Annotated in this window: 24 protein-coding genes and 1 tRNA gene; 13 read left to right on the top strand and 12 right to left on the bottom strand. The window is 64.8% G+C overall.

The window, feature by feature from the left end:
- Positions 1-27 precede the first annotated feature (27 nt).
- From CH305_RS04290 to CH305_RS04275, 4 genes are all read left to right on the top strand, one after another.
- Positions 28-1776: an ABC transporter ATP-binding protein gene (locus CH305_RS04290; protein WP_179278181.1), complete on the top strand. Its 1749-nt coding sequence runs from the start codon at positions 28-30 to the stop codon at positions 1774-1776.
- Complete coding sequence (locus CH305_RS04285; protein ID WP_094702861.1) at positions 1773-3521, top strand: ABC transporter ATP-binding protein; 1749 nt, start codon at positions 1773-1775, stop codon at positions 3519-3521. The genes CH305_RS04290 and CH305_RS04285 overlap by 4 nt, the downstream gene beginning before the upstream one ends.
- A gap of 69 nt (positions 3522-3590) precedes the next feature.
- Positions 3591-4157 (top strand): TetR/AcrR family transcriptional regulator, encoded by a 567-nt coding sequence (locus CH305_RS04280; RefSeq protein ID WP_032376221.1) that lies wholly within the window; start codon positions 3591-3593, stop codon positions 4155-4157.
- A 1-nt stretch (position 4158) separates the two neighbouring features.
- Positions 4159-4647, top strand: a complete 489-nt coding sequence (locus CH305_RS04275; protein ID WP_094702859.1) for an FBP domain-containing protein — start codon at positions 4159-4161, stop codon at positions 4645-4647.
- Here CH305_RS04275 and CH305_RS04270 read toward each other — a convergent pair whose 3' ends face one another.
- Together CH305_RS04270 and CH305_RS04265 are read right to left on the bottom strand one after the other, a co-directional pair.
- Complete coding sequence (locus tag CH305_RS04270) at positions 4648-5415, bottom strand: NAD(P)H-dependent oxidoreductase (protein WP_094702857.1); 768 nt, start codon at positions 5413-5415, stop codon at positions 4648-4650. It abuts the gene before it with no gap.
- Between the two features lie 89 nt (positions 5416-5504).
- The gene (locus CH305_RS04265) at positions 5505-5684 is read right to left on the bottom strand and encodes a hypothetical protein (RefSeq protein ID WP_143545235.1); all 180 of its coding nucleotides are present in this window, start codon (positions 5682-5684) and stop codon (positions 5505-5507) included.
- 126 nt (positions 5685-5810) lie between these two features.
- On the opposite strand from CH305_RS04265, the gene CH305_RS04260 reads away from it, so the two are divergent.
- Positions 5811-6767, top strand: a complete 957-nt coding sequence (locus tag CH305_RS04260; RefSeq protein ID WP_179278180.1) for a GlxA family transcriptional regulator — start codon at positions 5811-5813, stop codon at positions 6765-6767.
- Positions 6768-6871: 104 nt separating this feature from the next.
- Positions 6872-8239, top strand: coding sequence for an HNH endonuclease signature motif containing protein (locus tag CH305_RS04255; protein WP_094702853.1), 1368 nt, complete (start codon positions 6872-6874; stop codon positions 8237-8239).
- 91 nt (positions 8240-8330) lie between these two features.
- Here the strand turns inward: CH305_RS04255 and CH305_RS04250 are convergent, their stop codons facing one another.
- Positions 8331-8984 (bottom strand): hypothetical protein, encoded by a 654-nt coding sequence (locus CH305_RS04250; RefSeq protein ID WP_094702851.1) that lies wholly within the window; start codon positions 8982-8984, stop codon positions 8331-8333.
- 30 nt (positions 8985-9014) lie between these two features.
- Positions 9015-9542 carry a general stress protein CsbD gene (locus CH305_RS04245; protein ID WP_094702883.1) on the bottom strand — a complete coding sequence of 176 codons (528 nt, stop codon included), beginning with the start codon at positions 9540-9542 and terminating at the stop codon, positions 9015-9017.
- A gap of 92 nt (positions 9543-9634) precedes the next feature.
- On the opposite strand from CH305_RS04245, the gene CH305_RS04240 reads away from it, so the two are divergent.
- Together CH305_RS04240 and CH305_RS04235 are read left to right on the top strand one after the other, a co-directional pair.
- Positions 9635-10444: an alpha/beta fold hydrolase gene (locus CH305_RS04240; RefSeq protein WP_032376225.1), complete on the top strand. Its 810-nt coding sequence runs from the start codon at positions 9635-9637 to the stop codon at positions 10442-10444.
- Positions 10445-10534: 90 nt separating this feature from the next.
- Positions 10535-10795 carry an MbtH family protein gene (locus CH305_RS04235; protein ID WP_032376226.1) on the top strand — a complete coding sequence of 87 codons (261 nt, stop codon included), beginning with the start codon at positions 10535-10537 and terminating at the stop codon, positions 10793-10795.
- Positions 10796-10803: 8 nt separating this feature from the next.
- On the opposite strand, the gene CH305_RS04230 is transcribed toward CH305_RS04235, so the two are convergent.
- On the bottom strand, positions 10804-12267 hold the full coding sequence (locus CH305_RS04230) for a threonine/serine exporter ThrE family protein (RefSeq protein WP_032376227.1): 1464 nt from the start codon (positions 12265-12267) through the stop codon (positions 10804-10806).
- 92 nt (positions 12268-12359) lie between these two features.
- Between CH305_RS04230 and CH305_RS04225 the strand changes: the two genes are divergently transcribed.
- Positions 12360-12431, top strand: a tRNA-Thr gene (locus CH305_RS04225).
- 473 nt (positions 12432-12904) lie between these two features.
- A complete protein-coding gene (locus CH305_RS04220) occupies positions 12905-13327 on the top strand; it encodes a hypothetical protein (RefSeq protein WP_037172685.1) in 423 nt (140 codons plus the stop codon).
- A 67-nt stretch (positions 13328-13394) separates the two neighbouring features.
- On the opposite strand, the gene CH305_RS04215 is transcribed toward CH305_RS04220, so the two are convergent.
- Both CH305_RS04215 and CH305_RS04210 read right to left on the bottom strand, forming a co-directional pair.
- Complete coding sequence (locus CH305_RS04215; protein WP_094702849.1) at positions 13395-13799, bottom strand: nuclear transport factor 2 family protein; 405 nt, start codon at positions 13797-13799, stop codon at positions 13395-13397.
- Between the two features lie 103 nt (positions 13800-13902).
- Positions 13903-14463, bottom strand: coding sequence for a PadR family transcriptional regulator (locus CH305_RS04210; RefSeq protein ID WP_094702881.1), 561 nt, complete (start codon positions 14461-14463; stop codon positions 13903-13905).
- 87 nt (positions 14464-14550) lie between these two features.
- Between CH305_RS04210 and CH305_RS04205 the strand changes: the two genes are divergently transcribed.
- The gene (locus CH305_RS04205; RefSeq protein ID WP_218828568.1) at positions 14551-15330 is read left to right on the top strand and encodes an SGNH/GDSL hydrolase family protein; all 780 of its coding nucleotides are present in this window, start codon (positions 14551-14553) and stop codon (positions 15328-15330) included.
- A 69-nt stretch (positions 15331-15399) separates the two neighbouring features.
- Here the strand turns inward: CH305_RS04205 and CH305_RS04200 are convergent, their stop codons facing one another.
- The 3 genes from CH305_RS04200 to CH305_RS04190 are packed head-to-tail and all read right to left on the bottom strand — an operon-like array spanning position 15400 to position 18512.
- On the bottom strand, positions 15400-16680 hold the full coding sequence (locus CH305_RS04200; RefSeq protein ID WP_256983526.1) for a triacylglycerol lipase: 1281 nt from the start codon (positions 16678-16680) through the stop codon (positions 15400-15402).
- Between the two features lie 48 nt (positions 16681-16728).
- Entirely contained in the window at positions 16729-17694 is a 966-nt protein-coding gene (locus tag CH305_RS04195) for a phytanoyl-CoA dioxygenase family protein (RefSeq protein ID WP_094702877.1), read from the bottom strand.
- Between the two features lie 5 nt (positions 17695-17699).
- Positions 17700-18512 (bottom strand): class I SAM-dependent methyltransferase, encoded by an 813-nt coding sequence (locus CH305_RS04190; RefSeq protein ID WP_176458140.1) that lies wholly within the window; start codon positions 18510-18512, stop codon positions 17700-17702.
- Positions 18513-18572: 60 nt separating this feature from the next.
- On the opposite strand from CH305_RS04190, the gene CH305_RS04185 reads away from it, so the two are divergent.
- A complete protein-coding gene (locus tag CH305_RS04185; protein WP_179278179.1) occupies positions 18573-19436 on the top strand; it encodes a bifunctional 2-polyprenyl-6-hydroxyphenol methylase/3-demethylubiquinol 3-O-methyltransferase UbiG in 864 nt (287 codons plus the stop codon).
- 58 nt (positions 19437-19494) lie between these two features.
- Here the strand turns inward: CH305_RS04185 and CH305_RS04180 are convergent, their stop codons facing one another.
- Positions 19495-20409: an aldo/keto reductase gene (locus CH305_RS04180; RefSeq protein WP_094702841.1), complete on the bottom strand. Its 915-nt coding sequence runs from the start codon at positions 20407-20409 to the stop codon at positions 19495-19497.
- Between the two features lie 238 nt (positions 20410-20647).
- On the opposite strand from CH305_RS04180, the gene cynS reads away from it, so the two are divergent.
- Positions 20648-21097, top strand: a complete 450-nt coding sequence (gene cynS / locus CH305_RS04175) for a cyanase (protein ID WP_094702839.1) — start codon at positions 20648-20650, stop codon at positions 21095-21097.
- Positions 21098-21153: 56 nt separating this feature from the next.
- Here the strand turns inward: cynS and CH305_RS04170 are convergent, their stop codons facing one another.
- Positions 21154-21999 (bottom strand): SGNH/GDSL hydrolase family protein, encoded by an 846-nt coding sequence (locus CH305_RS04170; protein ID WP_143545233.1) that lies wholly within the window; start codon positions 21997-21999, stop codon positions 21154-21156.
- Positions 22000-22177: the final 178 nt, after the last annotated feature.

The following is a 22177-nucleotide window of genomic DNA, read 5'->3' as shown; positions in this document are numbered from 1 at the left end:
AGTTCCCGATGCCATAGGCTGCAGCAAATGACCGATTCTGTACCGCTCCTCCCTGCTCGAACGGTGGTGGAGGCCCCTCCTCCTGCCACCGGCTCCGCGATTCTCCGTCGCACCGTACGACGGCATCGTGCCCGCTTGATCGGCTCGTCGATGCTGTTCGGGGTGCATCAACTGTGCGAAACGATGGTCCCGGTCGCCATCGGTCTCATCGTCTCGCGGGCCATCGACACCGGCGACGTCACGGCGATGGTCATCTCGCTCGTCGGGCTGGCGGCCCTGTTCGTCACCCTGTCGTACGCGTGGCGCATCGGTGCTCGCATCATCGTCGTCGCGATCGAGCGGGAGGCGCACCTGGTGCGCGTCGAGGTGGCCGGACGCGTCCTCGATCCCCGGGGACTGCGGACTGAGCTGTCTGCGGGGGAGCTGCTGACGGTGTCGACGTCCGATGCCGAGAAGGAGTCGTGGATCCTCGATCTGATCGCCCGGGTCTTCGCGTCTGCGGTGGCTGTCATCGCGTCGGCGGTGGCCCTGCTGGTCATCGACATTCCCCTCGGCTTGGCCGTCGTGATCGGCACCCCGGTCATCCTGATCGCGCTGCAGCGTCTCGCCCCGTTGCTCACCCGTGCGGCCACCACACAGCAGGCCGAGATCGCCGGGGTATCGGGGATGGCCACCGATCTGGTCAGCGGAGTGCGGCCCCTGCGCGGGATCGGGGCCGAGAACGCCGCGACCGAGCGATTCGTGACGTCGAGCCGAACGGCATTGGCCGCAACGCTGAAGCTGGCCCGCGCCAACAACGTCTATCAGGGCCTCGCTGCGGCGGTCAACGCGCTACTGGCCGTCGGAATCGCTGGTACCGCAGGCTGGTTCGCGCTGCAGGGCCGGATTTCGGTCGGCGAGTTGATCACCGTCATCGGCTTGTCCCAGTTCGTCATCGAACCTCTCACCGGATTGTCGAAGATCCCCGGAGTGGTGGCGATGGTGCGCGGATCAGCTGATCGTCTCGCCCTCGTACTCGGTGCGGAACACGTTCTACCGCAGTCGGAGTCAACGGCTCCGGTAGGCACCGATATTGCTGTCGACGACGTTCGGTTCCGATCGCTCGACGGCCTCGCCTTCCGGGCCGCACCGGGTGAGATGCTCGGAGTGGTCGCCTACCGGCCGCAGGACGGTGAAGCGATCGCTGCGCTGCTGTCCGGCCAGATCTCCGAGTCCGACTACACCGGAACGGTACGTATCGGCGGGATCCGGACGGGAGAGATCGACCTCCGACGCGCCCGCGAGACAGTCCTCGTCGAGCCGCACCTCACCGACCTGTTCGCCGGCACCGTCCGCAGCAACGTCACCGCGGGGCGCGAGCGGCCCGAGGCCGAACTCGACCGAGTGCTGCAGGCGTCCGCGGCCACCGACGTCGTGGAACTGCACGAGGCCGGCCTCGACCACGCCGTCACCGACCGTGGAGCGAGCCTGTCCGGCGGCCAACGCCAGCGAGTCGCCTTGGCGAGGGCGCTGTCGGTCGACGCGCCGGTCCTGGTGTTGCACGACCCGACCACGGCCGTCGACGCCGTCACCGAACATGCCATCGCTCGCGGTATCGCCGAACTCCGGCACACCGAAAGTACTACGCAGACAACCATCCTCATCACCACCAGTCCAGCGCTGCTGTCGGTGACCCATCGCGTTCTCGTCGTCGACGGCGGACGCGTCGTCGCCGAGGGAACGCACCACGATCTCGCGTCCTCGGATGCGCAGTACAGGGAGACGGTGCTGCGATGACCACCCCCGAACTCCTTCCGATCGCCACCGGAGCACGGTCCGGGAAGTGGCTGCTCGAACAGCTGAAACTACGACGGGTGCGTACGGCGGTGACGCTGCTCCTCGGTGCAATCGCCGCGGCGATGTCGCTGGTGCCGGTCTATGTCCTGGGGGTCTTGGTCGACCGCGTCCGGGACGGAGCCGACACGTCGACGATCATCGGCGTCGTCGTGGTGATCTCGGTGGCTGCGGTGATCGGCGGAATCGTCACCGGATTCAGCGGTTATCTGATCAGCACACTGGGCGAGGGAATCCTGGCCTCGTTGCGCGAAGCCGTCGTCCGGCGCGCCCTGCATCTGCCGGTGGCGACGTTGGAACGAGTAGGCAAGGGCGACTTGCTCTCTCGAGTGGGCGACGACGTCGCAGTGATGGCGAAGTCGATCGGCGAGGTGATCCCGCAGCTCGTCGGAGCGTTCCTGCTCGTGTGCCTGAGCATGATCACGATGCTGGGAATCGACTGGCGTCTCGGCCTCGCGGGGCTGGTGGCATTGCCGATGTACGTGCTGGCGCTGCGGTGGTATCTGCCGCGGTCGGCTCCGCTGTATGCGGCCGAGCGCGTCGCGATGGGCGAGCGTGCGCAGTCGTTCGTCAGCAGCATGCAGGGTGCAAAGACGGTGCGCGCGTACGGACTCGAGTCTGCCCATCTGAGCGACATCGACCGGTCGTCGGCCAAGGCCCGAGACATCGGCCTCGAGGTCTTTCGACTCTTCACCCGCTTCGGCTCGCGCAGCAACCGTGCCGAATGCGTAGGACTGTCGGTGATCCTGCTGGCCGGGTTCCTGCTCGTACGAGGCGATTACGTCACCGTCGGTGAGACGACGGCCGCGGCCTTGCTGTTCCACCGCCTGTTCAATCCGATCGGCACGTTGTTGTTCACCTTCGACGACATCCAGTCTGCCGGTGCGTCGTTGGCCCGTCTGGTCGGCGTCGTCGACATTCCCGACGAACGGCCGGTGGGCGACGGTTCCGTGCCCGCCGATGCCACCCTGGACGTCGCCGATCTACGGCACGCGTACGAGGAGGGGCACGATGTGTTGCACGGAGTGAACCTGCACGTCGCTGCGGGTGAGACGGTGGCGCTGGTCGGGTCCACCGGTGCCGGCAAATCGACGATCGCGGCCATCGCGGCCGGCTCGATCGCGTCGACGTCCGGGTCGGTTCGCGTCGGCGGCGCAACGCTGGACGCGCTGGGCAGTGAGGGCTTACGTCGTCACGTCGCAATCGTCAGTCAGGAAGTGCACGTTTTCGCCGGCCGGTTGATCGACGACGTGCGGTTGGCTGCGCCGGACGCCGAACGCGCCGACGTCGAAGCCGCGTTGCGGACCGTCGGCGCTTGGGGGTGGGTCGAGGCGCTCGAAGACGGACTCGATACCGCCGTCGGCGAGGGCGGGCACCAGTTGACCGCGGCACAATCGCAGCAATTGGCCTTGGCGCGTTTGGTTCTCGCCGACCCGGCCGTCGCGGTGTTGGACGAGGCCACCGCGGAAGCGGGCAGTTCCGGTGCGCGAGAACTCGAAGCTGCCGCCGAAGCCGCGACGAAGGGTCGCAGTACGTTGATCGTCGCGCATCGCCTGACTCAGGCAGCTGCGGCCGACCGCGTAGTGGTGCTCGAACACGGAAAAATCCTGGAGCAGGGTCCGCACGAGGAGCTGGTCGCGGCCGGTGGACGGTACGCACAGTTGTGGGAGGCGTGGCAGGGCCGCTGATTAGTTTAGCTATTTGCCTATAGGTATTAGTTTCGGCTACGGTCTTCTTCAGCAGAGGAGGAGGCCGGCATGGCACGCGCAGGATTGACCGCGCAGCGCATCGTGGCAGCAGGAGCGGACCTGGCCGACGAGGTCGGCTTCGATCGCGTGACTGCGAGCGAGTTGGCACGACGCTTCGACGTCAAGGTGGCGAGCCTGTATTCGCATCTGAAGAACTCGCACGAGTTGAACGTCGGCATCGCGCTGCTGGCGTTGGAGGAACTGGCAGACAGGGTGTCGGAGGCTCTCGCGGGCCGAGCAGGAAAGGATGCTCTGGTTGCCGTCGCGAACGCATATCTCGACTATTCGCGTGAGCATCCCGGTCGCTATGCGGCGACGCAGTTTCCGCTCGATCACGAGACCGCTCTTGCGAGTGCGGGAGTGCGTCACTCGGCAATGATGAAGGCGATCCTCCGGGGGTACGACCTGGGCGAAGAGGATCAGGTCCATGCAGTCCGATTGCTCGGCAGTGTCTTTCACGGCTATGCCAGCCTCGACGCGGCCGGCTCGTTCGCTCACAGTGCACCCGACTCGCAGCAGTCGTGGACACGCATCCTCGACGGCATCGACACACTCTTACAGCACTGGAGGCAGTGACATGGAACCGATCTCCAAACGCGACATCAGGTCGTCGTTCGTCAATTCGTCCAAGGGCGACGCCAAACGGGTCACCCTTCCCGAGGCATTCGACGCAGTACCGTGGGACGATCTCGACTTCTTCGGTTGGGTGGATCCGAAGCTCGCCGGAAGAAGCTACATCATCGTGCCTTCCGGGGACGCTCCGCGCGGAATCGCGTTGCGCTACAAGCCCGGAGGGCCACGCACGGCGCAGATGTGCAGCATCTGCCTCACCACACACGCAAACGGCGGGGTCTCGCTGATGGCTGCTGCAAAGGCCGGAGAATCCGGCAGGCGTGGAAATACGGTGGGTACCTACATCTGCTCGGACCTCGCGTGCTCGCTCTATGCGCGGAAGAAGAAGACCCCGGCATTGGGTCGGCAGTTCAAGGAAGACTTCGATGTCGAGACCCGCACCGCTGCAGTCGAAGACAACATCGGTGCGTTTCTCGCTCGCATTCTCGGTTGATCACGGGGCGGTGTGTACTCGCATGCCGGTGTCCCCGGCCTCGACGTCGGTGCGCAGCACGAATCGCCGGTCGTAGTCGCCGCCGTTTTGGGTGCGGTAGGGGATGGGCTCCTCGGTGTGCAGACTCTTCACTCGCTGGAGGAGTTCCGATTCCGCTGCGGCGTAATCGGACTCGGCCATCCGGTCGGCGCTCGCCACGAGCACCGGTGGCAAGACGGACATGCCGGTATAGAACAGGATGCCGTGCTGAATCGGGTACAGCATCTCGTCCAGGTCGCCGTTGATACCGCGTGGGGAGACGGTGTGTTCGCTGCCGCCCATGGTGACGACGACCATCGCGCGCTTTCCGGCGAGCATTCCGTCGCCGTAGCGCCGGGTGCTGCCGTCGGATGCCCTGATGCCGTAGCCGAATCCCTCGACGAACACGCGATCTACCCAGCCCTTCATGATCGCGGGCATCGAGAACCACCACAGCGGAAACTGCAGTACGACGGCGTCGGCACGCAGTAACTTCTGTTGCTCGGCCACGATGTCCTGGGTCTGGGTGCCGGCCGCGAGGGCGGTGCTGGATGCGGTCGCCACCTGGAATCGCTCCGTCGGATCGTGGGCATAATCCTCGGCGGTGACCACCGGATTCCACTGCATCGCATACAGATCCGACTGCTCGACGGTATGGCCGTCGGCGCGGAGTCGCTTCAGTGCTGCGTCTCGCAGAGAGCCGTTCAGTGAGCGGGCTTCTGGATGGGCGTAGACCCACAGGATGTTCATGCACTCGATCCTGGGTCAGTAGGCCTGCGGACAACAGTGGCATAAATGACAACTTGTGCAAGATTTCGGCCACAATGTGTGTGGCGCGGCTACCCGTGTCGGCTCGCGCGCCGCGGCCGCAGTGTTGTGATGAGCCAGGCCGCTGCCGCGACGAATGCCAGTCCCCAACCCGCAATTCCCGCCCAGGGCAGATCCAGCCGTGGGACGGCAAGAACCCCGACGATCACCAGAGCCGCGAATATCGGCGAAAGCGTGCGCTGTTCCCTCATCGTTGGAGCCGGCTCCTGTTCGTCGTGCTTGCGTCGGACGTCGCGGTTGTCCACGTCGCCGAGTCAACAGTAAACCGGGAGGTTGGTCGGCGCGCTAGAGGAAATGCCACGTGGCAGGATTCGACCATGACGCATCGCATTGCCGTCTACGTGCGCGACGGCCTTCTTGCCATGGAGTTGGGCATCGTGCACCGCCTGTTCGGGCAGGCGCAATCAGATTCCGGCGATGCGCTGTACGAGGTGGTCACCTGCACTGACGTGCCAGGTCTGATCAGGACCGACTCCGATGTCCGGATACTCGTCGAACGCGGACTCGACGCCGTGGCCGAGGCCGATACCGTGATCGTTCCGGCCTCCGACGCCGACTATGAGACCGACGTCGTAGCAGTCTCGCCCCTGTTCCGTGTGGTGACGAATCAGAGATTGGCGTCCATCTGCACAGGCGCGGTCGTTCTCGCCGCAGCCGGGCTGCTCGACGGCAAACGGGCTACCACGCACTGGAAGTCGGCCTCCCGATTCGCCGAGCTGTATCCGACGGTCCTGCTCGATCCGAACGTGCTCTATACCGAGGACGGCGACATACTGACGGCGGCAGGGGAGGCGTCGGGAATCGATCTTTGTCTGCACATGATTCGTCAGGATTTCGGTGCGGCAGTGGCCAATCGGGTGGCCCGAGGAACCGTCGTGCCACCCCATCGCAGCGGCGGTCAATCGCAGTACATCGACACCCCGGTACCGCGGACGCACGGCACATCGACGGCGGACGCGCAGGAGTGGGCGCTGAGTAAGTTGGGTGCGCCACTGTCGGTGGAGGACCTGGCGCGACGGCAGTCGATGAGTGTTCGGACGTTCTCCCGCCGATTCATGGCCGAAGTCGGTGTCTCCCCGGCCCGCTGGATCGTGGCGCAGCGGGTGCAGCGTGCACGGGAGTTGCTCGAGAACACGGATCTGACCGTCGAACGCATCGCGCACGACACCGGATTCGGCACCGCGACATCGTTGAGAAACCAGCTTGCTGCGGAGCTGGGTGTTTCGCCCAGTGCATACCGAGCGACGTTCAGGGTTGGTGGTCGACTCGCCTAGCATGGCTCACCGACAAGGTTAAATTTCCGAATAATTATGCAGGGCAATAGTTTTCGATTCGACGATCATTGTGTATAGAACATGCGTTCGATACACTTAATCCCATGACCACAGAGATCTGGCAACTGAGCGAGGCAGAACTCCTCGCCGACGTTGCCGATGTCTCCCACCGAATCCAGTTGATGGAAGCCCACCGCATCGCCCTCGTCGCCGAAATCGACACCCGCGTGGCCCGCGAGAAACTCGGCTTCCCCGGACCCGCAGGGTGGTTGACCTCCACCACCCTGCTCAGCCCCAGCAAAGCCACCAAGATCGTTGCCCTCGCACGCGGACTGAAGAACTTCCCCGATATCGCCGACGCCGTGAACACCGGCGTGATGTCCGTCGACCATGCCGCGTTGATCCTCACCTTTGCCGAAACACCACCCAAGAACCTCCCGCAGGAGGGTCGCGACATCGCCCGCGCTGCCATGATCAAAGCTGCGACCGGACCCGGCGCACGTACCGACCGCATCCGTGAAGCGATCACCAAACTCGAGGACACCTACGGTGGCAAGAAGCCGCCACCCGAGGACACCGACCGCAACGAACTCTTCGCCTCGAAAACCTTGAACGGGCGTTTGGCGTTGAAAGGTGACTTCGATGCGATCACCGGTGAAAAACTCCTCGCCGCACTCTCGCCGTTGACCGAACCCCGACCCGCAGCCGACGGCACCCAGGACGAACGTAGCCCCGCTCTACGCCGCGCCGAGGCGTTCGGGCACATCCTCGACCGCTACCTCGCCTCGAGTAACCGCCCCACCGAAGGCGGCGAAAAGCCGCACCTCAACCTGCACATCAGCCTGAAAGATCTCACCGATCTGCGCGGAACTGCAGCAGGCGATAGTGGTAGTGGTAGTGACGAGAACACCGGCACCGCAGCCGAATCCGATAGCGTGAGCGGCAGCACCGGCGGCGGTGATGCTGACGGTTGCGACAGCGCCACCGGCCCCACCGCGGATCGTCGTGCGTATCGGGACTTGTTCGGTGACGGCACCACTGTCGGCTGGCTGCCCTGGATGGGACCACTCTCCCGCAACACGTCCCGCCAACTGGCCTGCGACTGCCTTCTCACCGCGATCGTCATGGACGAGAACGGTTCCCCGATCAATCTGGCCCGCACCGCCCGCACCGTCACCGCGAAACAGAAACGCGCCCTCACCGCCCGCGATCACGGGTGCGCGTTCCCCGGCTGCGGCAAACCCGCAGCCTGGACCGAAGGTCACCACATCTGGCATTGGACCGACGGCGGACCCACCGACATGAACAACCTGGTTCTGCTCTGCGGATTCCACCACCGACTCATCCACCACAGTGACTGGGAAGTGTTCATCGGCACAGACAACCACCCCTGGTTCATCCCACCCGCCACCGTCGACCCCTACCGAGAACCCCGACAATCCCACGCCCGAGCCGGACCCCACATCACATAACCACCCACACACGGAACCAGCCCCGCACCGAGAACACGGTGCGGGGCTGGAAGAAGTTGACCATCAGCTCAATTCGAGTGAATCAGGATGGTCAGTCCTTGTTCTTCTCGGCGATGAACAGCTTTTCGATGCGCTCTGCTTCATCTTTCTTGGCGTCAGCTTCCCTGGAACGCTCTGCAGCCTCGGCCAATTCGGCCTCGGACGGCGCTGCGGCCAGCTTCTCCTGCTTGTCGACCTGAGCCTGCTGAGCCTTCTTGCGATCCTCGGCTGATTTTGTCGCTGCCGCAGCCTGCTCGTCGGCCTTCTTCTTCTTGGCGGCGGCTTCACGCTCGGCTTCCTGAGCAGCCTCGCGCTTGCGCTGCTCGGCCTCCTGGCGAGCGTCGCGTGCTGCTTCCTGGGCAGCGGCGTCGGCGGCTCGGCGATCCTTCTCTGCAGTCTCGCGAGCCACCTTCAGCTCGTCGTCCGCAGCGGCCTTCTTGGCGCGGGCCTCGGCGTCCAACCGAGCTGCCTCTGCTCGGTTCTCGGTGCTGTCGACCAACGTCTCGCCACGATCCGCAAGGCTCTTGTCGCCCAACAGGTTCCCGACGGCGCGGTCCAGTGATCCGAGTGTGTGCTCGTACACCAGGCGGGCGGGCGATTCCGCATTCATCTTCTCGACAACGTTGGTCTCGATGAGCTGCAACGGAATTCGAGCGATCTTGTACTGAATGCGAAGAATGGTCATCGGTATGGCTAGAACGCTCATGAAACGAAACTCCTGTTTTGCGGTAGTGGTTCAGGCTTGGTTGCGGAGCTCTTCGGCCTTCTTGCGATCGGCCTCGGCCTGACGAAGTGCCTCCTGGTGCTTCTGCGCGGCCACCATTTCGTCGGAGTCGGCGGCGGCCTGCTCGATGCGCCTGTCCTCGTCGGCTTCGATCTGCTCGGCAGTGGCGTCGACCTCCGCGGCTGCGCGCTCCTGCGCCACGGTCTCGCGCTTGTTCTGTTCGGCTGCAGCCACCTGTGTCTCGCGAACTCGATCTGCCTGCGCCTCGGTCACCGCGGCATTTTCCTCCGCGGCCTCCCTGCGACTCTCGGCAGCTGTGCGCACGTCGGCCAGTTCCTCGCCGGCATCGGTGGCCTGAGCCTCCGCTACCCGCTCGGTGGCGTGGGCCTCCTTGCGCTCGCGCGCTTGGGCGGCCTGCAACTGACCCTCTGCAGTCAACGAGTCGTTGCCGGTCACCGCGCCCACGACCTCTTTGGCTTTGCCCTTGATTCCGTCGAGCAATCCCTTGCGTGCTTCGCCCGCTACGTTCTCGTCAGTCATGTAACTGCAGGTACCCACTGGCTGTACGAGTAACCCCGTGTCGGTCCCGAACGATACGATCGCCGACGAACGCATCAGCAGTGAGGAGACCTATGCCTATCGCCAAGATCAACGGCATCGACATTAATTACCAGGTCAAAGGCAGTGGAGACCTGGTGGTTCTCGTTATGGGTACCGGTAGTCCCGGCCGCGTGTGGGAGCTGCACCAGGTGCCCGCTCTCACAGCAGCGGGGTATCGGGTGTGCACGTTCGACAATCGCGGCATCGCGCCGTCGTCGGAGAGTACTCACGGCATCACGATCGAATCCATGGTCGCCGATACCGCGGGCCTGATCGAACTCGTCCGCAACGGCGAGGAGAAGGCCTTCGTCGTCGGCACGTCGATGGGTTCACGCGTCGCGCAGGAGCTGGCCTTGGCCAGGCCTGATCTGGTGCGCAAGGCCGTGTTCCTCGCCGGTCACGCCAGAGTGGACGAGTTTCAGAAGACCCTCGCCCACGGTGAGCGGGCCCTCTACGACAAGCGGGTCGAGCTCCCCGGCACGTACTCGGCGGCGGTGACGGCAGTGATGAACCTGTCGCCTGCGACGTTGCGTGACGGGCGCAGTGCCCGCGATTGGCTGGATCTGTTCGAGTTCTCGGCCTCCTCGCCCTCGGCCGGAGTGCGTGCCCAGCTGGGGATGGAGGACGACTTCGATCGAACTTCGGCTTACCGGGGGGTCTCGGTGCCGTGCCTGTCGGTGGGGTTCGCCGACGATCGGATGATCCCCGCCTACCTGGGCAAGGAGCTGGCGGACGCCATTCCAGGTGCCCGGTACGTCGAAATCGCAGATGCCGGCCACTACGGATATCTCGAGCGTCCCGAGGCAGTCAATGCGGAATTGCTCGGCTTTCTGAAGGCCTGACGGCACCACAGCCCGACCTGCGTTGCTAGGGTCGTGTGGCACCTCACGGTGCAGACTTACCAAACAAACGTTCGCGACGAGTGAGGCGAGATGAGTACCAACCCGTTCGATGACGAAGACGGACGCTTCTTCGTGCTGGTCAACGACGAAGACCAGCATTCGCTGTGGCCGACGTTCTCCGAGGTCCCTCAGGGATGGCGTGTCGTCTTCGGTGAAGACACCCGCGCTGCGTGCTTGGAGTACGTCGAGAAGAACTGGACCGATATGCGTCCGCGCAGCCTGCGTGAGGCCATGGAAGCCGACGCTGCTGCACGCGCCTCTGCCGAGGGAACCCCCAGCGCCGAGGCCTGATCTTCGCGTTACGAAGTACCCGTGCCGCGCCGCCGACGAACCGTCGGTCGGCGCGGTTCTTCTTTGCGGCGAAGCGTCGGGCGCAGTAGTTCCTCGGTGCGCGCCAGGATGCGCGGGCGGCGCAGGGTACGGGCACCCCACTCACCCAGGGTCACGCCGGCGGCCAGGCCGCAACCGACGCCGAACGCTGCGAACAATGAGCTGATTCCCAGCAGTAATTGGTCGTTCAGAATCGCGTACAGACCGCGATACAGAGAGAGACCTGGCAGCAACGGCGTGATCCCGGCAACGGCCACGATCAACGGCGGAATGAGCGCACGACGCGCCAGCAGACCACCCGCGAACCCGACGACGACAGCGGCGATGGCCGACGCGATGATCGGACCCACATTGAGCGTCTGCGACAGCAGGTAGACGAGGGAGCCTGCGAAACCGCCCATAAAGGCAGCCGTCAACGCGCGCCGTTCTGCGTAGCAGGCAAGGGCATAGAACAACGACGCTGCCGCGCCTGCGAGCACCTTCGTGGGGACCTGCAGGATGTCCGGCGGTGCCAGATTGCTGATCTGAGGCAGATCGCTACCGATCAACGCCGCAATCCGCAGTGACGTCGCGACACCGGCGATGATTCCGCCGGTCATCATCAACACCTCGAAGAACCTCGCCGACGCCGTGATCGGGGCACCGGTGATCGCGTCTTGCACCGAGCCGACCAGCGAGAGACCCGACAGCAACACGACTACACCGGCCGCGATGATCTGCGACGGCGAAATGCTGATGTTCAGCTGGTCCTGGAAGTTGTACAGAGTGATCGCCGGTGTCGCGGCCACGAAGCCGCCGACCACCTGCTGAAAGAAGAACGGCAGGCCTGCGCGGTTCAGGACGCGTCCGATGCGGTCGATCACCATCGTCGTCAGGAAGCTGACCACAGCCACCAGGGGGCCACCGCCGAGCAACACACTGATGGCCGCGGCCATGCCGGACCAGGCGAGGGTCGCGATCCAGCGGTTGTAGGGGTGCGGGGCCTTGGTGATGTCGTCGAGCCGGTCGAGAGCCACACTGGGCGGCACCATCTTCACGCGGACCGCGCGAATGAGACGGTCGACCTCGGCCAGACGAGTGAAGTCCATCGAGCGGTAATGCACGATGCGCATCGTCGACGCCGGAGGCCGCGTCGGGCCGCGGTGTGCGCTCAGAGTGATCGAGTTGTACGTGACGTCGACATCGCACCGCGCGAGGCCGTACGTCGCCGCGATGAACTGCACCTGCGTTGCCGTATCCACCGCCGAAGTGCCAGAGGCCAACAAGACCTCGCCGACGCGAACCGCGAGGTCCAGAACCTCCGCGACCGACGCATCGTCGGTCAGATCGATCGGGCGTAGAGGTGACGGCGCTGCGGTCGGCGTATCGATGGTGGCCCGACGCTCACCGGTGAGACGGCTCAGCGAAGCCGTCAGGTCTTGCAGGAAAGTCATGACCGTCTTTACACGTTGCTGGGGTGATCCACCGACAAGGTACCTGTTGACACTGAGCGTCCGATGAACGGATATGCTGGCCTCGCTTCACTGCCTCCTTAGCTCAGCGGTAGAGCACTCGCCTTGTAAGCGAGCGGTCAACGGTTCAATCCCGTTAGGAGGCTCCGACCACTCCGATCCCGGTGCCGGGCTCGGAGTTCTTCTTGCCTACTCCGCGTCGAATCAGCTCCTCGGTTCCGGATATCCGACGCCGATCGGAGTCAGGTATCCGAAGGTGAGGAGTCGATTGACTCGATCGGTCGAATCGACGCCCGTCGCAGTAATCCCCGCCCTGCCTGCGAGGTGTCAATTTCGGTTAGGGCTGTGAATCTGGGGATCGGTATCGGCTCGTGTTGACCTTGGTCTGCTGCATCGAGTGGCGAAACCTGCCGGATCTCAGTGGACGAGTCATCGAACTCGGCGGACTGCGTTGCTTATTCGACCGCACCCGATCTTGCGCTGGGGATTCTGACGTGTAAACCTGGCTCCCCATGTTGAGTGCGTTGGCCCGGGGACTGCCTCCGGTTCAGCTGAAGCTGAATTGTGAGCGTCGTCGGGTCTGGTTCGAGAGTCTGCTGTCGTAGGGCATCATGAGTTGATGAGCGATCTCGAGTACCTCGCCACTTTGCTTGCTGGACTGGATGCTGAGATTGCACGCGTCTCTGCTGCCGAATCGGGCTCCGACGAGCAGTCGTCTGCCGTCGATGACGCCGTCGATGCCGTCTTGCGGTTGCGCTCGAAGGTCAAGGCCGGTTACCCCGGCAAGAAGGCTTACTACATCGCAGTGTCGACCGATCCGAAAGGAATCAGGGTCGAGGGAATTGCAGCCCTGCAGGGCAAACGCGCCCACGAACTGGTGCGAGACGGCGGTTGGATGCACGCAGATTCCACCACTGTGCTCGACCTTCTCGATGACGATCAGATCAGTCGGTACGGAGCCGTCGCGGGACGCGGCGTGGCGCAGACGTTTCGAGATTCGCGTGAATATCTCTCAGCGGCACTAGGTCTCGCCGAAAAGTAGACAGCGGCAGCAGTGCAGGGGCCCGGACTGTCGGACGCGACTTTCATGTACGCGACCTGGGCCTGCGTCAGCCGGTCTTGTCCGTGGGAGTGATCGAGGCCATCTCGGCGGCGAATTCCGTAGCCATGGCGCGGGAGAGTGCCTGCGCCGCCGACAGCGGACGGACCATCACGGTGAAGTCGTCGATCAGGCCGTCGGAATCGAGGTGCAGGATGTCGCAGCCGTGCACGGTCACGTCGTCGATGCGGGCCTCGAAGAACATGACTTGGTCGCGGCCGCCGATGTCGTCGACGGTTCGGACGTAGTGGAAGTCGCGGAACACGCGTGTGACGGCGCGTAGTATCGCCGCGGTCGTCTGCTTGCCGTGGTACGGCTTGAAGGCGACGGGGGAGCTGAAGACGACGTCGTCAGCAAGGGTGGAGGCCATGGCGTCGTGGTCGTCCGCCTCTACGGCTTCTCGGAACAGCTGCACGCGTCATCTCCTTCAGTGAGGCCCGGACCGGGACTGCCCACGATCCGGTTGTTATCCGCGAACCATACACAACTTTGCGACTAGTGACGGGGTTATGCCGCGCTCATCTACGACCAGCGCGGGCGTCGAGTACTTCGAGGACGCGGGCACCCCAGCGGAGCGATTCCTCCTCGAACATTCGTCCTCGCATCAGGGTGAGGTAGGGGCCGATGCGATCAGCGGTCGCCAGAAAGTCGGTCTCGGTGCGTCCGTCGAGCAGGCGGTGCGCCATCCGGTCGTACCTGGCCAGCTTGTCGCGCGAGAGCTGCATTCGTTCGCGGATCGCGGCGGTCATAGGCTCGATGTCGCCGGCCTCCAGTGCGTGGACTGCGACCAGGTGCTCGTCACGAATAGCAGGAAGTTTCGATCGCCTGTGACTGACCTGGCGCAGCGCCGCACGGCCTTTGTCGGTCAGCCTGAACAGTTTCTTGTTGGGCCGACCGTCCTGCTCGACCAGCTTCGCCGAGATCACGTCGTCCCGATCCATTCGATCGAGCTCGCGATAGAGCTGTTGGGGAGTGGCGGTCCAGAAGTTGGCGACAGTGGCATCGAACGCCTTGGACAGGTCGTAGCCCGACAGCTCCCCGTCGACCAGTGCGGCGAGCACGGCATCACGTAGCGACATGATTCGGCACAGTACCCGTGGCGCACTCCACATAGTACTTTCATATACAACTTGTTGTATATTTTGCTCGATGGAGGAGCGGTGGACGTGGTGAACGAAAAGGACCAGTTGCGTTACGTGGCCCTCGGCGACAGCCAGACGGAGGGGCTGAACGATGGCGACGAGGAAACGGGCTTTCGTGGCTGGGCCGATCGGCTCGCCGAGCACATGGCAGAGAGCGAAAACGGGGTTGCCTATGCGAACCTCGCGGTGCGTGGTCGCAAAGCCGCGCAGGTCAGGGCCGAGCAGTTGCCCGCTGCATTGGCGTTGAGACCGAGCGTTGCGTCCGTTGCTGCCGGCGTCAACGACATCTTGCGGCCGAATTTCGATGCTCGCACCGTGGCAGGTGAACTGGGCGCGATGTTCGGCGCGCTGCGGTCCGCCGACTGCACCGTCATCACCATGACGTTTCCCCGTCTCGCTCACCCGGTCCCCGGTCGGGCGGTCATTGCGAAACGTATGACCGAGCTGAACTCCGAAATTCGCAGGGCTGCAGAGGAATTCGGAGTCGTATTGATCGACCTCGAGCAGCACGATGTGGCATCGGACCCGCGGTTGTGGAGCTGGGACCGTCTGCATCTGAACGAGACCGGACATGCGCGGCTCGCCGCAGCTGCCGCCTATGCGCTGGACCTGCCGGGTGCCACGGACGCGTGGAATCTCCCTCTGGCACCGCTCACACGCCCGCGTCTGGTCTCCCGAGTTCGTGCCGACCTCACCTGGGCCGGCATGTTTCTCGCGCCGTGGTTGACTCGCCGACTCCGTAGACGTTCCTCGGGCGACAGCCGGACGGCCAAACGACCGGAGCTGACCTCGATGCTCGGGTAGCGCTCGGGGTGGGGGAGCAGTGGTGCTCCCTATCGTGGGTCGATCGATATGTCCTCGGACAGTTTTCGGTCAGTCCGAGGCTTTCGTGGGCACGTCCTGGACGAGAACGCCCCGCATCCAGCCGTACACCCTCTCGTCGTTCAGCAAGGTGAAGTGATGCGCGCTGTTGATCGCCAGGCCATCGTCCGGCCGAAGTCCTATGTTGCGCAGCTTGTTTCGTCCTTCGGCACTGTCGGTCCGGACGAGTCCGTCGCCCACGAAGATCCCGACCGGATGTCGCGGATTTCCGGTGACGACGGCGGAGGCGTGATGATGCCGCACCCCCTCCGGGACCGAGATGTCCATGGCCGCGCCGACATCGAATCCGTCGGCGTAGCTGGCATGTCCCTCTTCTTCGGTGATTGCGCCGTGGATCAGGTCGCGGACTCCGGCGCTTCGACGCGCCAACAGGTTTGCGAACGGCCGGGTCTCGGGTGCGAGTGCCAGCGCAGCGGTGGCGACGTGAACGCCGTGTGCGAGCGGCGCGCCCAGATGTGGTGTCCCCAGCGTGAATACGTCAGTCAGCAGGTCCACCCAGTGGCGGTCGCTCTCGGCGGCATGGTGAGCGGCGCTGCGTGAGACCAACCCGCCCATGGAATGACCGACCAGGGTGATGCGGTGAACCCTGACCGGCCACGCCGCGACGAGCTGTTCGAGCAGGGCCGACAGGTCGGCACCGTTCTTGGCTATTCGACGTCCGGTGTTGTAGCGCAGGAAGATCGAGGTGGTGCCGGCTTCGGAGTCCAGCCGCTCCCCGTATGTGGGCCGCCCGCCGAGCCGCCATGCCGCTTCGGTCTCGACGAGCCCGTGCAGGAACAACACGAGATGCGCTCCCGCGGTGGGAAACGCCGCGGCCAGCGGGCGGTACTTCGGGGGCACGGGGCGGCCGTCGACGCGAATCGACATGGGACAGGCGAGGACCCGGGCGGTTCGCTCCATGTCGTCGCCGATGAGACCGTGCAGGACCGCGATCGTCTGTGCGCCGCGAGTGGTGTGCGAGGGTGACGGCCGCGAGTCGTCCTCGGTCACGTCGTCGCCGGTCACTTCGAAACTGCCGGTCAGGGCGCCGACTGCCTTGGCTGCGCCGGAGCAGGCGGCGACGATGCTCGCGTAGGTGCCGGCGGCGATCGCGTCGTGCATCAGCTGTGCCGGCAAGACAGCCGGCCCGACGCCGAGTTTCACGGCGGCAAATGTGCGTCGTGCAATAGCCGAGTGAACTGCGCGAACACCACCGGCGGCCGACGCCAGCTCGCGAAGCGTGATTTCAGCGAGTTCACCCAACTCCTGTGTGCGCTGAGTTTTCTTCCCCACCGAATCCAGTGTACGTATGTCCACTGAAACTGCCATTGCTGCCGCGAATCAGCGGCGGCCGACCACCGGGTTCAGCTCGGAGTTCGCAAGGCCGCCGGGCTCGACACCGGGAAGGAATTCGCGCCACGTGCCGCTGATCAGCGTCGGCGACTCCACAACTCGAGCCCCATCAGCGAAGTAGGTGGTGGCCAGCGCTCGGCGAGGCTGAGTGGTCAGGTTGGGCCCCGCGGTGTGGAAGCACAGCGCGGAGTGGAACGACACGTCGCCCACTGCGAACGGCTCCGACTGCACCGCGACGTCACGCTCGCCGAAGCGCTGCGCGACGGCCTCGTCGTACGACGTGCCGACCTTGTCGAACTCCAAGTCCGCAACCTCGTCCAGTACCTCTCGGCCGCGAGCGAACGACAGCGGACCCATTCGGCCGGGGATCGCCGACATCGGCATCCAAGCAGTGACCGCTTGGGTGGTATGCAGCGGAAAATGCTCCGCGTCGTGGTGCCACGGTGTGCGTCCGCAACCGGGCTCCTTGGACAGCGCGTTGTCGTGATAGAGCCGAACGGCCGGTTCGTCGAGCAAAGCCGCGGCCACGCCCCCGACTCGGGGAGACAGCGCCACGGCGCGCATCAGGTCGTCATGAAGCCACATCTGTTCCAACGCGGTGAATCGGCCTGCGACGTCGTCGCCGTGCTCGGCTCGCAGCAGCTCCTCGAGGCGCTCCGCGAGGCGACGTACGACGGCCGGCGAGAACACAGCGGGCAGCCGCACGAAGGCTTCTCGAGCGAAGGACTCGACGGCAGCAGGGTCGAGGTCGTACGGCTCGGCAAGCTCACGTTCGACCTGCGCGTCCGTCGCCGCCTCGACGTCCGGTAGACCGGGACCGTCGACCAGCTCGGTCGGCATCGTGTCGTTGGCGGCCAGCGTGACGTACCAGTCCCACCAGTCCTGATCGTCACCTGCCCAGTCCTGATCGATACCGCCGTCGCGATTCTGTTCGGGGAGAAGCTCATTGGTCATCGGGTTCAGAGCCACAACAGGGCCGCCTCGTGCGAGAAGGTGTAGGAGCCGGACTCGTCGCGACAGGAGGCAAGGTAGTCACCCAACACCGGTGCCGCCTCCATCTCCTCCAGCGACACGGAGTCGTCGAAGGCGCAGCGCTGCAGAAAGCCCTCGGCGACAAGGCGATCGGATGTCGAGGTGGTGTACGTGACGCGCTGGTCGCGCACGTCCGCACCGGCTCGTATCAGCGCGTCGCGCACCTGCTCGGCCGTTGTGTACGGCGTCGCTTCGCGGACGCCTGCGCGGAAGGCGTCGTAGAACGCGATGTAGTGGGACGCTTCTGTGGCTTGCGCGACGAGTCCGAGACCGCCGGGGGCCAGTGCAGCCACGAACCGCTCGGTGGCGGCGTCGAGCTCGGCCGGAGGAAGTGCGTAGAGGGCGTGGGTGGCCCATACGACGTCGTAGCCGGTGTGGTCGGCGGGCAAGTCCTGCAGCGTCATCACCAGGTCGTGTCGAGCCACGAACGGCGCACCGAGCGCCCCACGCGCCTCGGCGACAGAGAACGCAGACGGGTCGAGCAGGTCGTAGGCCACCTCGGGTACCGCGGACAGATCGGTGTATCGGCGCAATGCGGTCGGGAACTTGCCGCTGCCGCAGGCTACGTCGAGCAGCGACCAGCCGTCGTGCGCGTGGGCGGCGAGCAGTGCGGGCCAGTCGGCGGCCAGGGCCAGCTGGTGGTAGTCCTCGGTGGCCAGGGCATAGAACGCCTCCATACCCGTGCGACCGGCTTCGCTCCAATGCTCGAGACTGCGTTCGGCTGTATCTCCGCTGCTCATGCCACTCCTTCTGGAAGCCGACCGCAAAGCACCGGGTGGGTGCGTCATGATGGACTCACTGTGACGTCCAACATAGCTCCGAATCTTCCGACCGACATCGCGGCCGTCCTTCTGGACGGTGTGCGAGCGGCACGGCGTGGTGCTCCGGCCTTGGCCGGCCTCGAGCCCGAGTCCTACGCACGCGAGCATGCCGCCTTCGAGCGCCTCTCCGACCAGCGCGGCCTGATCGCCGAGCACTTCGCCGACCGGCTGGCAGCGATCGGGGACGGACCGGTCTCGGTGCTGTCGGTGGGGTGCGGTGACGGCTCGCTGGACGCCCGGCTCGCCGCGGGGCTGATACAGGGGGTACCCGGCCGACCGGTGCGGTACGTCGGCGTCGACCCCTGGGTGGGAAGCGCGGAGCGGTTCGCCGCAAAGATGGCCGCGCTGGAGGCGGACGAGCTCAGCTCCGACGCGTACGTCGCGTCGTTCGGTGAATCCTCGGTGGCCGAGACCTTCGATGTCGTGATGTTCGTGCACTCGATGTATTACGTCCCCGACCTGGGCGCGACGCTGCGTGCCGCGCTCGGCTTGTTGCGACCCGGCGGCGAGCTCTGGGTGGCCATTGCGCCGACGGCTGCGCTCAACGCGTTGGTCGGCGTTCTCGCCCCGCCGCTGCAGGGCCACCGACAGTGGTTCAGCGCCGACGTCGAGAGTGCCTTCGTCGACGCCGGGATCTTTCTCGACGGCGTGGTCGCCCTGGACGCGAAGATCGACCTCTCTTCCGCGAGCGACGAGGTGCTCGACTTCGCCGTACAGGCCCGGCTGACGCCAGATCTGCGCGGGCCGGTGCGGGCTTACCTGGACGCGGTCTCGGTGCCCGGTTCCGATGGCAGGCCTCGGGTGCCGCATCCGGTCGACGTGTTCGCCGCGACGCGTCGATGAGAGGGCCCGCCAGATCGACCAAAGCATGCCTGGCAACGCAGCCTGGTGGAATCGGCGGTCACGTCCACGGCAGGTGGGAACGGTTGTTCCAGTAACGCTCTGGATTTTCTGCGCTGTCCAGGCCGGCCGCCACGATCAGCTCGCGGTCGACGGACAGTGCAGCAACATTCTGCTCGAGTTGGGTAGCGGTGGCCGCGCCGGACAGCACCACATCGGCCCACGGTTGCGCGAGTGCAATCGCCAGCGCGAGTGCGTCGCGGCCGATGCCGGCCGAATCCGCGACCCGGCCGAGTGCTGAATCTTCGGCCACGAGTCGGCCATTGGCCATTGCTTCTTTGACGACGACGAACCAGCCGGCGTCGTGTGCGCGTGCCAGTGCGGGAGCGGCAGACGGCTCGAGTGGGTTCCACGTCGACTGCACCGAGCTGAAGACCCCTGTCTCGAGCGCTGCGTGAACGACGTCGGCTTGGTGTGGCCCGCTCGTGCTGATGCCGATTCGGGTACCGCTGTCTGCCACGGCCCGTAGGTCGTCGAGCAGTGCACCGTCGCTCAGGGCCGGGCTGTCCGGGGTGACGCTGTGGATCAAGTAATGGTCGGGCGCACCGCCGAGTTCGTGGAGGGTCTGCGGCCACTGCTCGGCCAAACGGGCAACCGAGTGTTCCTTCACCTCGTGAACCTCGGCTCCCTGCTGGAAATCGGCGACGTAGGCGTATCCCCACTTGGAGCCGATCACGAGGTCAGCGCGCCGATTCGGCTGTCGAGACAACCAGCTGCCGAGGAACCGCTCGGCCAACCCGTAGGATCGCGCGACGTCGAAGTGTCGAACTCCGCGGTCCCATGCGGCGTCCAGTACCGCGTGGCACAGCTGCTCGAGGGCGACCGGATCGAAACGCCCCTCTATCGAAGCCGAGTGCCCCACCGTCAGGTACTCGGGGCGTCCGAGTGCGGCAAGGCCGAGACCGAGTTGCGTCATGTCGTCAGTACTTTCGTTGTGTCCGAGCGGTGAACGTGCACAAGATCCACGGATTGTGGATACCAGCATGCATGTCGACCGGAGTCTCGATGCGGCTCGACACACATCGGGCAGCGCCCGTGATATCGAGACCACATGTTGCGAGCCAGAAGTTCTCGGCTGAGACTGGGACGTCGGGCAGCCAGGCGCGTGGTCTCGAGAGGCCGAGCGTGCAGAACGACTACGTAGGAGAGAACTCGTGACCGGTTTCGAAGACAAGCCTTTGATCAAGGAGGTTCGACTTGCACGCGCACGTGCCGGATTCAGTTGGGCCGGCTTGGCCGAGGCCATCGACATGCCGGTGGCATGGACGGTGTCGGCACTGTACGGCCAGCATCCGCTGAGCGTCGCTCAGGCCGATGTGCTCGCAGAGAAGTTGAACATGCCCGAAGGCTCGTTGTTCGAGCTGACCCTGGCCCCCTATCGTGGGTCGCTCGGCATCTCCTCGGACCCCACGGTCTACCGATTCCACGAGGCGCTGGAGGTGTACGGCCCGGCGCTCAAAGAACTGATCGCCGAGGAGTTCGGCGACGGCATCATGAGTGCCATCAACTTCACGATGAACATCGAACGACGCCCGCACGATGACGGAGATCGTGTCGTGGTGACGTTCGACGGGAAGTTCCTCGACTATCGATGGACCGAGTAGACCTGGCGTGCTTCGGAACTCGGCCGTCTGTCGTTCGGCCCGTCTTTATCTGATTCCTAGCTCGATCCGTTTCCGGTCCCGTCGCTGCGTCGGAGAAGTTCCAACACCAGATCTGCTGCAGCGCGCATCCCCTCTGCTGTCGGATGGAACGACCCGGCGAGAAGTCCGTTGGGTCGGAAGCCGTGAACCCAGGGTTGTGCGGTACCGGTACCGTGGCCGGACTCGAAGGACGACGCGGACACGATCTCTGCCCCGGTCTTCGCTCCGGCGGCGAGGTAGATGTCGGACAACGTCGCCGAGACGGTGCGGGCGAACGCAATCTCCTCGGCGGTGAGAGGAACGGTGTCGCTGGGAACAGTGGTGTCGTCGACGATCGGGGCGTAGTCGACCACCACAACCCGCGCGTGTGGTGCACGCCGTCGTACCTCGTCGATGATCCTGACGACGGAGTCTGTGGTGTCCGATACGAGACCGTCGGTGATGTCCTTCTTGGACAGCACCTTTCGGAACAACCATCCCGCCGGACGGCCGTACCAGCGGTGCGCTACCCGGTTCGCCGCAGCACACCCGAGCAGTGCGCCGAGATAGCCCAAATCGTTTCCACCGACGGTGATCGTCACGAGATCGGTGGAGGTTCGGACTGCGTCGATCTGTGGGGCGAACCGCGTCGTGGAGACTCGTTGCTTCTTCTCGAGGATCGTGGCCGTGGTGGCACCCGACACCGTTGCATCCGTGAGCGCGGCACCCAGGTCCTCGGCGATGAGGTGTGCGTAGTTTCTCCCGGACCGCATTGCCTTGTCGTCGATTACGGGTTCGATTCCGGGTCCGGCAGCGAACGAGCTGCCCAAGGCGACCATGTCGGAGTACGTGCGTGTGCCCGGCATCCGAGGTGATGTATTCACCACTCCACTGTGGCTGATGCCACGGCCTGCGTCCAGCCGCTTCGAGCACACCCTCTCGATCACCGAAGCTGATTCACCAACGGGTCAATGGATGTCACGCAGTGGGATCGACGAAGATGTCGAGAGAGATGGGTTCTTCCTCGATGATCGAGACCTCGCCGCGGAATCCTGAGCCCTC

This window comes from Rhodococcus sp. 15-649-2-2, from assembly GCF_002258645.1.
Classification (GTDB): Bacteria; Actinomycetota; Actinomycetes; order Mycobacteriales; family Mycobacteriaceae; genus Rhodococcoides.
The sequence above is the reverse complement of the archived record's forward strand: the minus strand, read 5'-3'. Positions and strand labels throughout refer to the sequence as shown.

Excerpts from the sequence above, each read along its gene's own strand:
- CH305_RS04255 (WP_094702853.1), top strand. The coding sequence starts at position 6,872 with ATGACCACAGAGATCTGGCAACTGAGCGAGGCAGAACTCCTCGCCGAC.
- CH305_RS04280 (WP_032376221.1), top strand. The coding sequence starts at position 3,591 with ATGGCACGCGCAGGATTGACCGCGCAGCGCATCGTGGCAGCAGGAGCG.
- CH305_RS04210 (WP_094702881.1), bottom strand. The coding sequence starts at position 14,463 with ATGTCGCTACGTGATGCCGTGCTCGCCGCACTGGTCGACGGGGAGCTG.
- CH305_RS04220 (WP_037172685.1), top strand. The coding sequence starts at position 12,905 with ATGAGCGATCTCGAGTACCTCGCCACTTTGCTTGCTGGACTGGATGCT.
- CH305_RS04180 (WP_094702841.1), bottom strand. The coding sequence starts at position 20,409 with ATGACGCAACTCGGTCTCGGCCTTGCCGCACTCGGACGCCCCGAGTAC.
- CH305_RS04190 (WP_176458140.1), bottom strand. The coding sequence starts at position 18,512 with ATGAGCAGCGGAGATACAGCCGAACGCAGTCTCGAGCATTGGAGCGAA.
- CH305_RS04245 (WP_094702883.1), bottom strand. The coding sequence starts at position 9,542 with ATGACTGACGAGAACGTAGCGGGCGAAGCACGCAAGGGATTGCTCGAC.
- CH305_RS04230 (WP_032376227.1), bottom strand. The coding sequence starts at position 12,267 with ATGACTTTCCTGCAAGACCTGACGGCTTCGCTGAGCCGTCTCACCGGT.
- CH305_RS04275 (WP_094702859.1), top strand. The coding sequence starts at position 4,159 with ATGGAACCGATCTCCAAACGCGACATCAGGTCGTCGTTCGTCAATTCG.
- CH305_RS04235 (WP_032376226.1), top strand. The coding sequence starts at position 10,535 with ATGAGTACCAACCCGTTCGATGACGAAGACGGACGCTTCTTCGTGCTG.
- CH305_RS04260 (WP_179278180.1), top strand. The coding sequence starts at position 5,811 with ATGACGCATCGCATTGCCGTCTACGTGCGCGACGGCCTTCTTGCCATG.
- CH305_RS04250 (WP_094702851.1), bottom strand. The coding sequence starts at position 8,984 with ATGAGCGTTCTAGCCATACCGATGACCATTCTTCGCATTCAGTACAAG.
- CH305_RS04285 (WP_094702861.1), top strand. The coding sequence starts at position 1,773 with ATGACCACCCCCGAACTCCTTCCGATCGCCACCGGAGCACGGTCCGGG.
- CH305_RS04290 (WP_179278181.1), top strand. The coding sequence starts at position 28 with ATGACCGATTCTGTACCGCTCCTCCCTGCTCGAACGGTGGTGGAGGCC.
- CH305_RS04240 (WP_032376225.1), top strand. The coding sequence starts at position 9,635 with ATGCCTATCGCCAAGATCAACGGCATCGACATTAATTACCAGGTCAAA.
- CH305_RS04270 (WP_094702857.1), bottom strand. The coding sequence starts at position 5,415 with ATGAACATCCTGTGGGTCTACGCCCATCCAGAAGCCCGCTCACTGAAC.
- CH305_RS04195 (WP_094702877.1), bottom strand. The coding sequence starts at position 17,694 with ATGACCAATGAGCTTCTCCCCGAACAGAATCGCGACGGCGGTATCGAT.
- CH305_RS04265 (WP_143545235.1), bottom strand. The coding sequence starts at position 5,684 with ATGAGGGAACAGCGCACGCTTTCGCCGATATTCGCGGCTCTGGTGATC.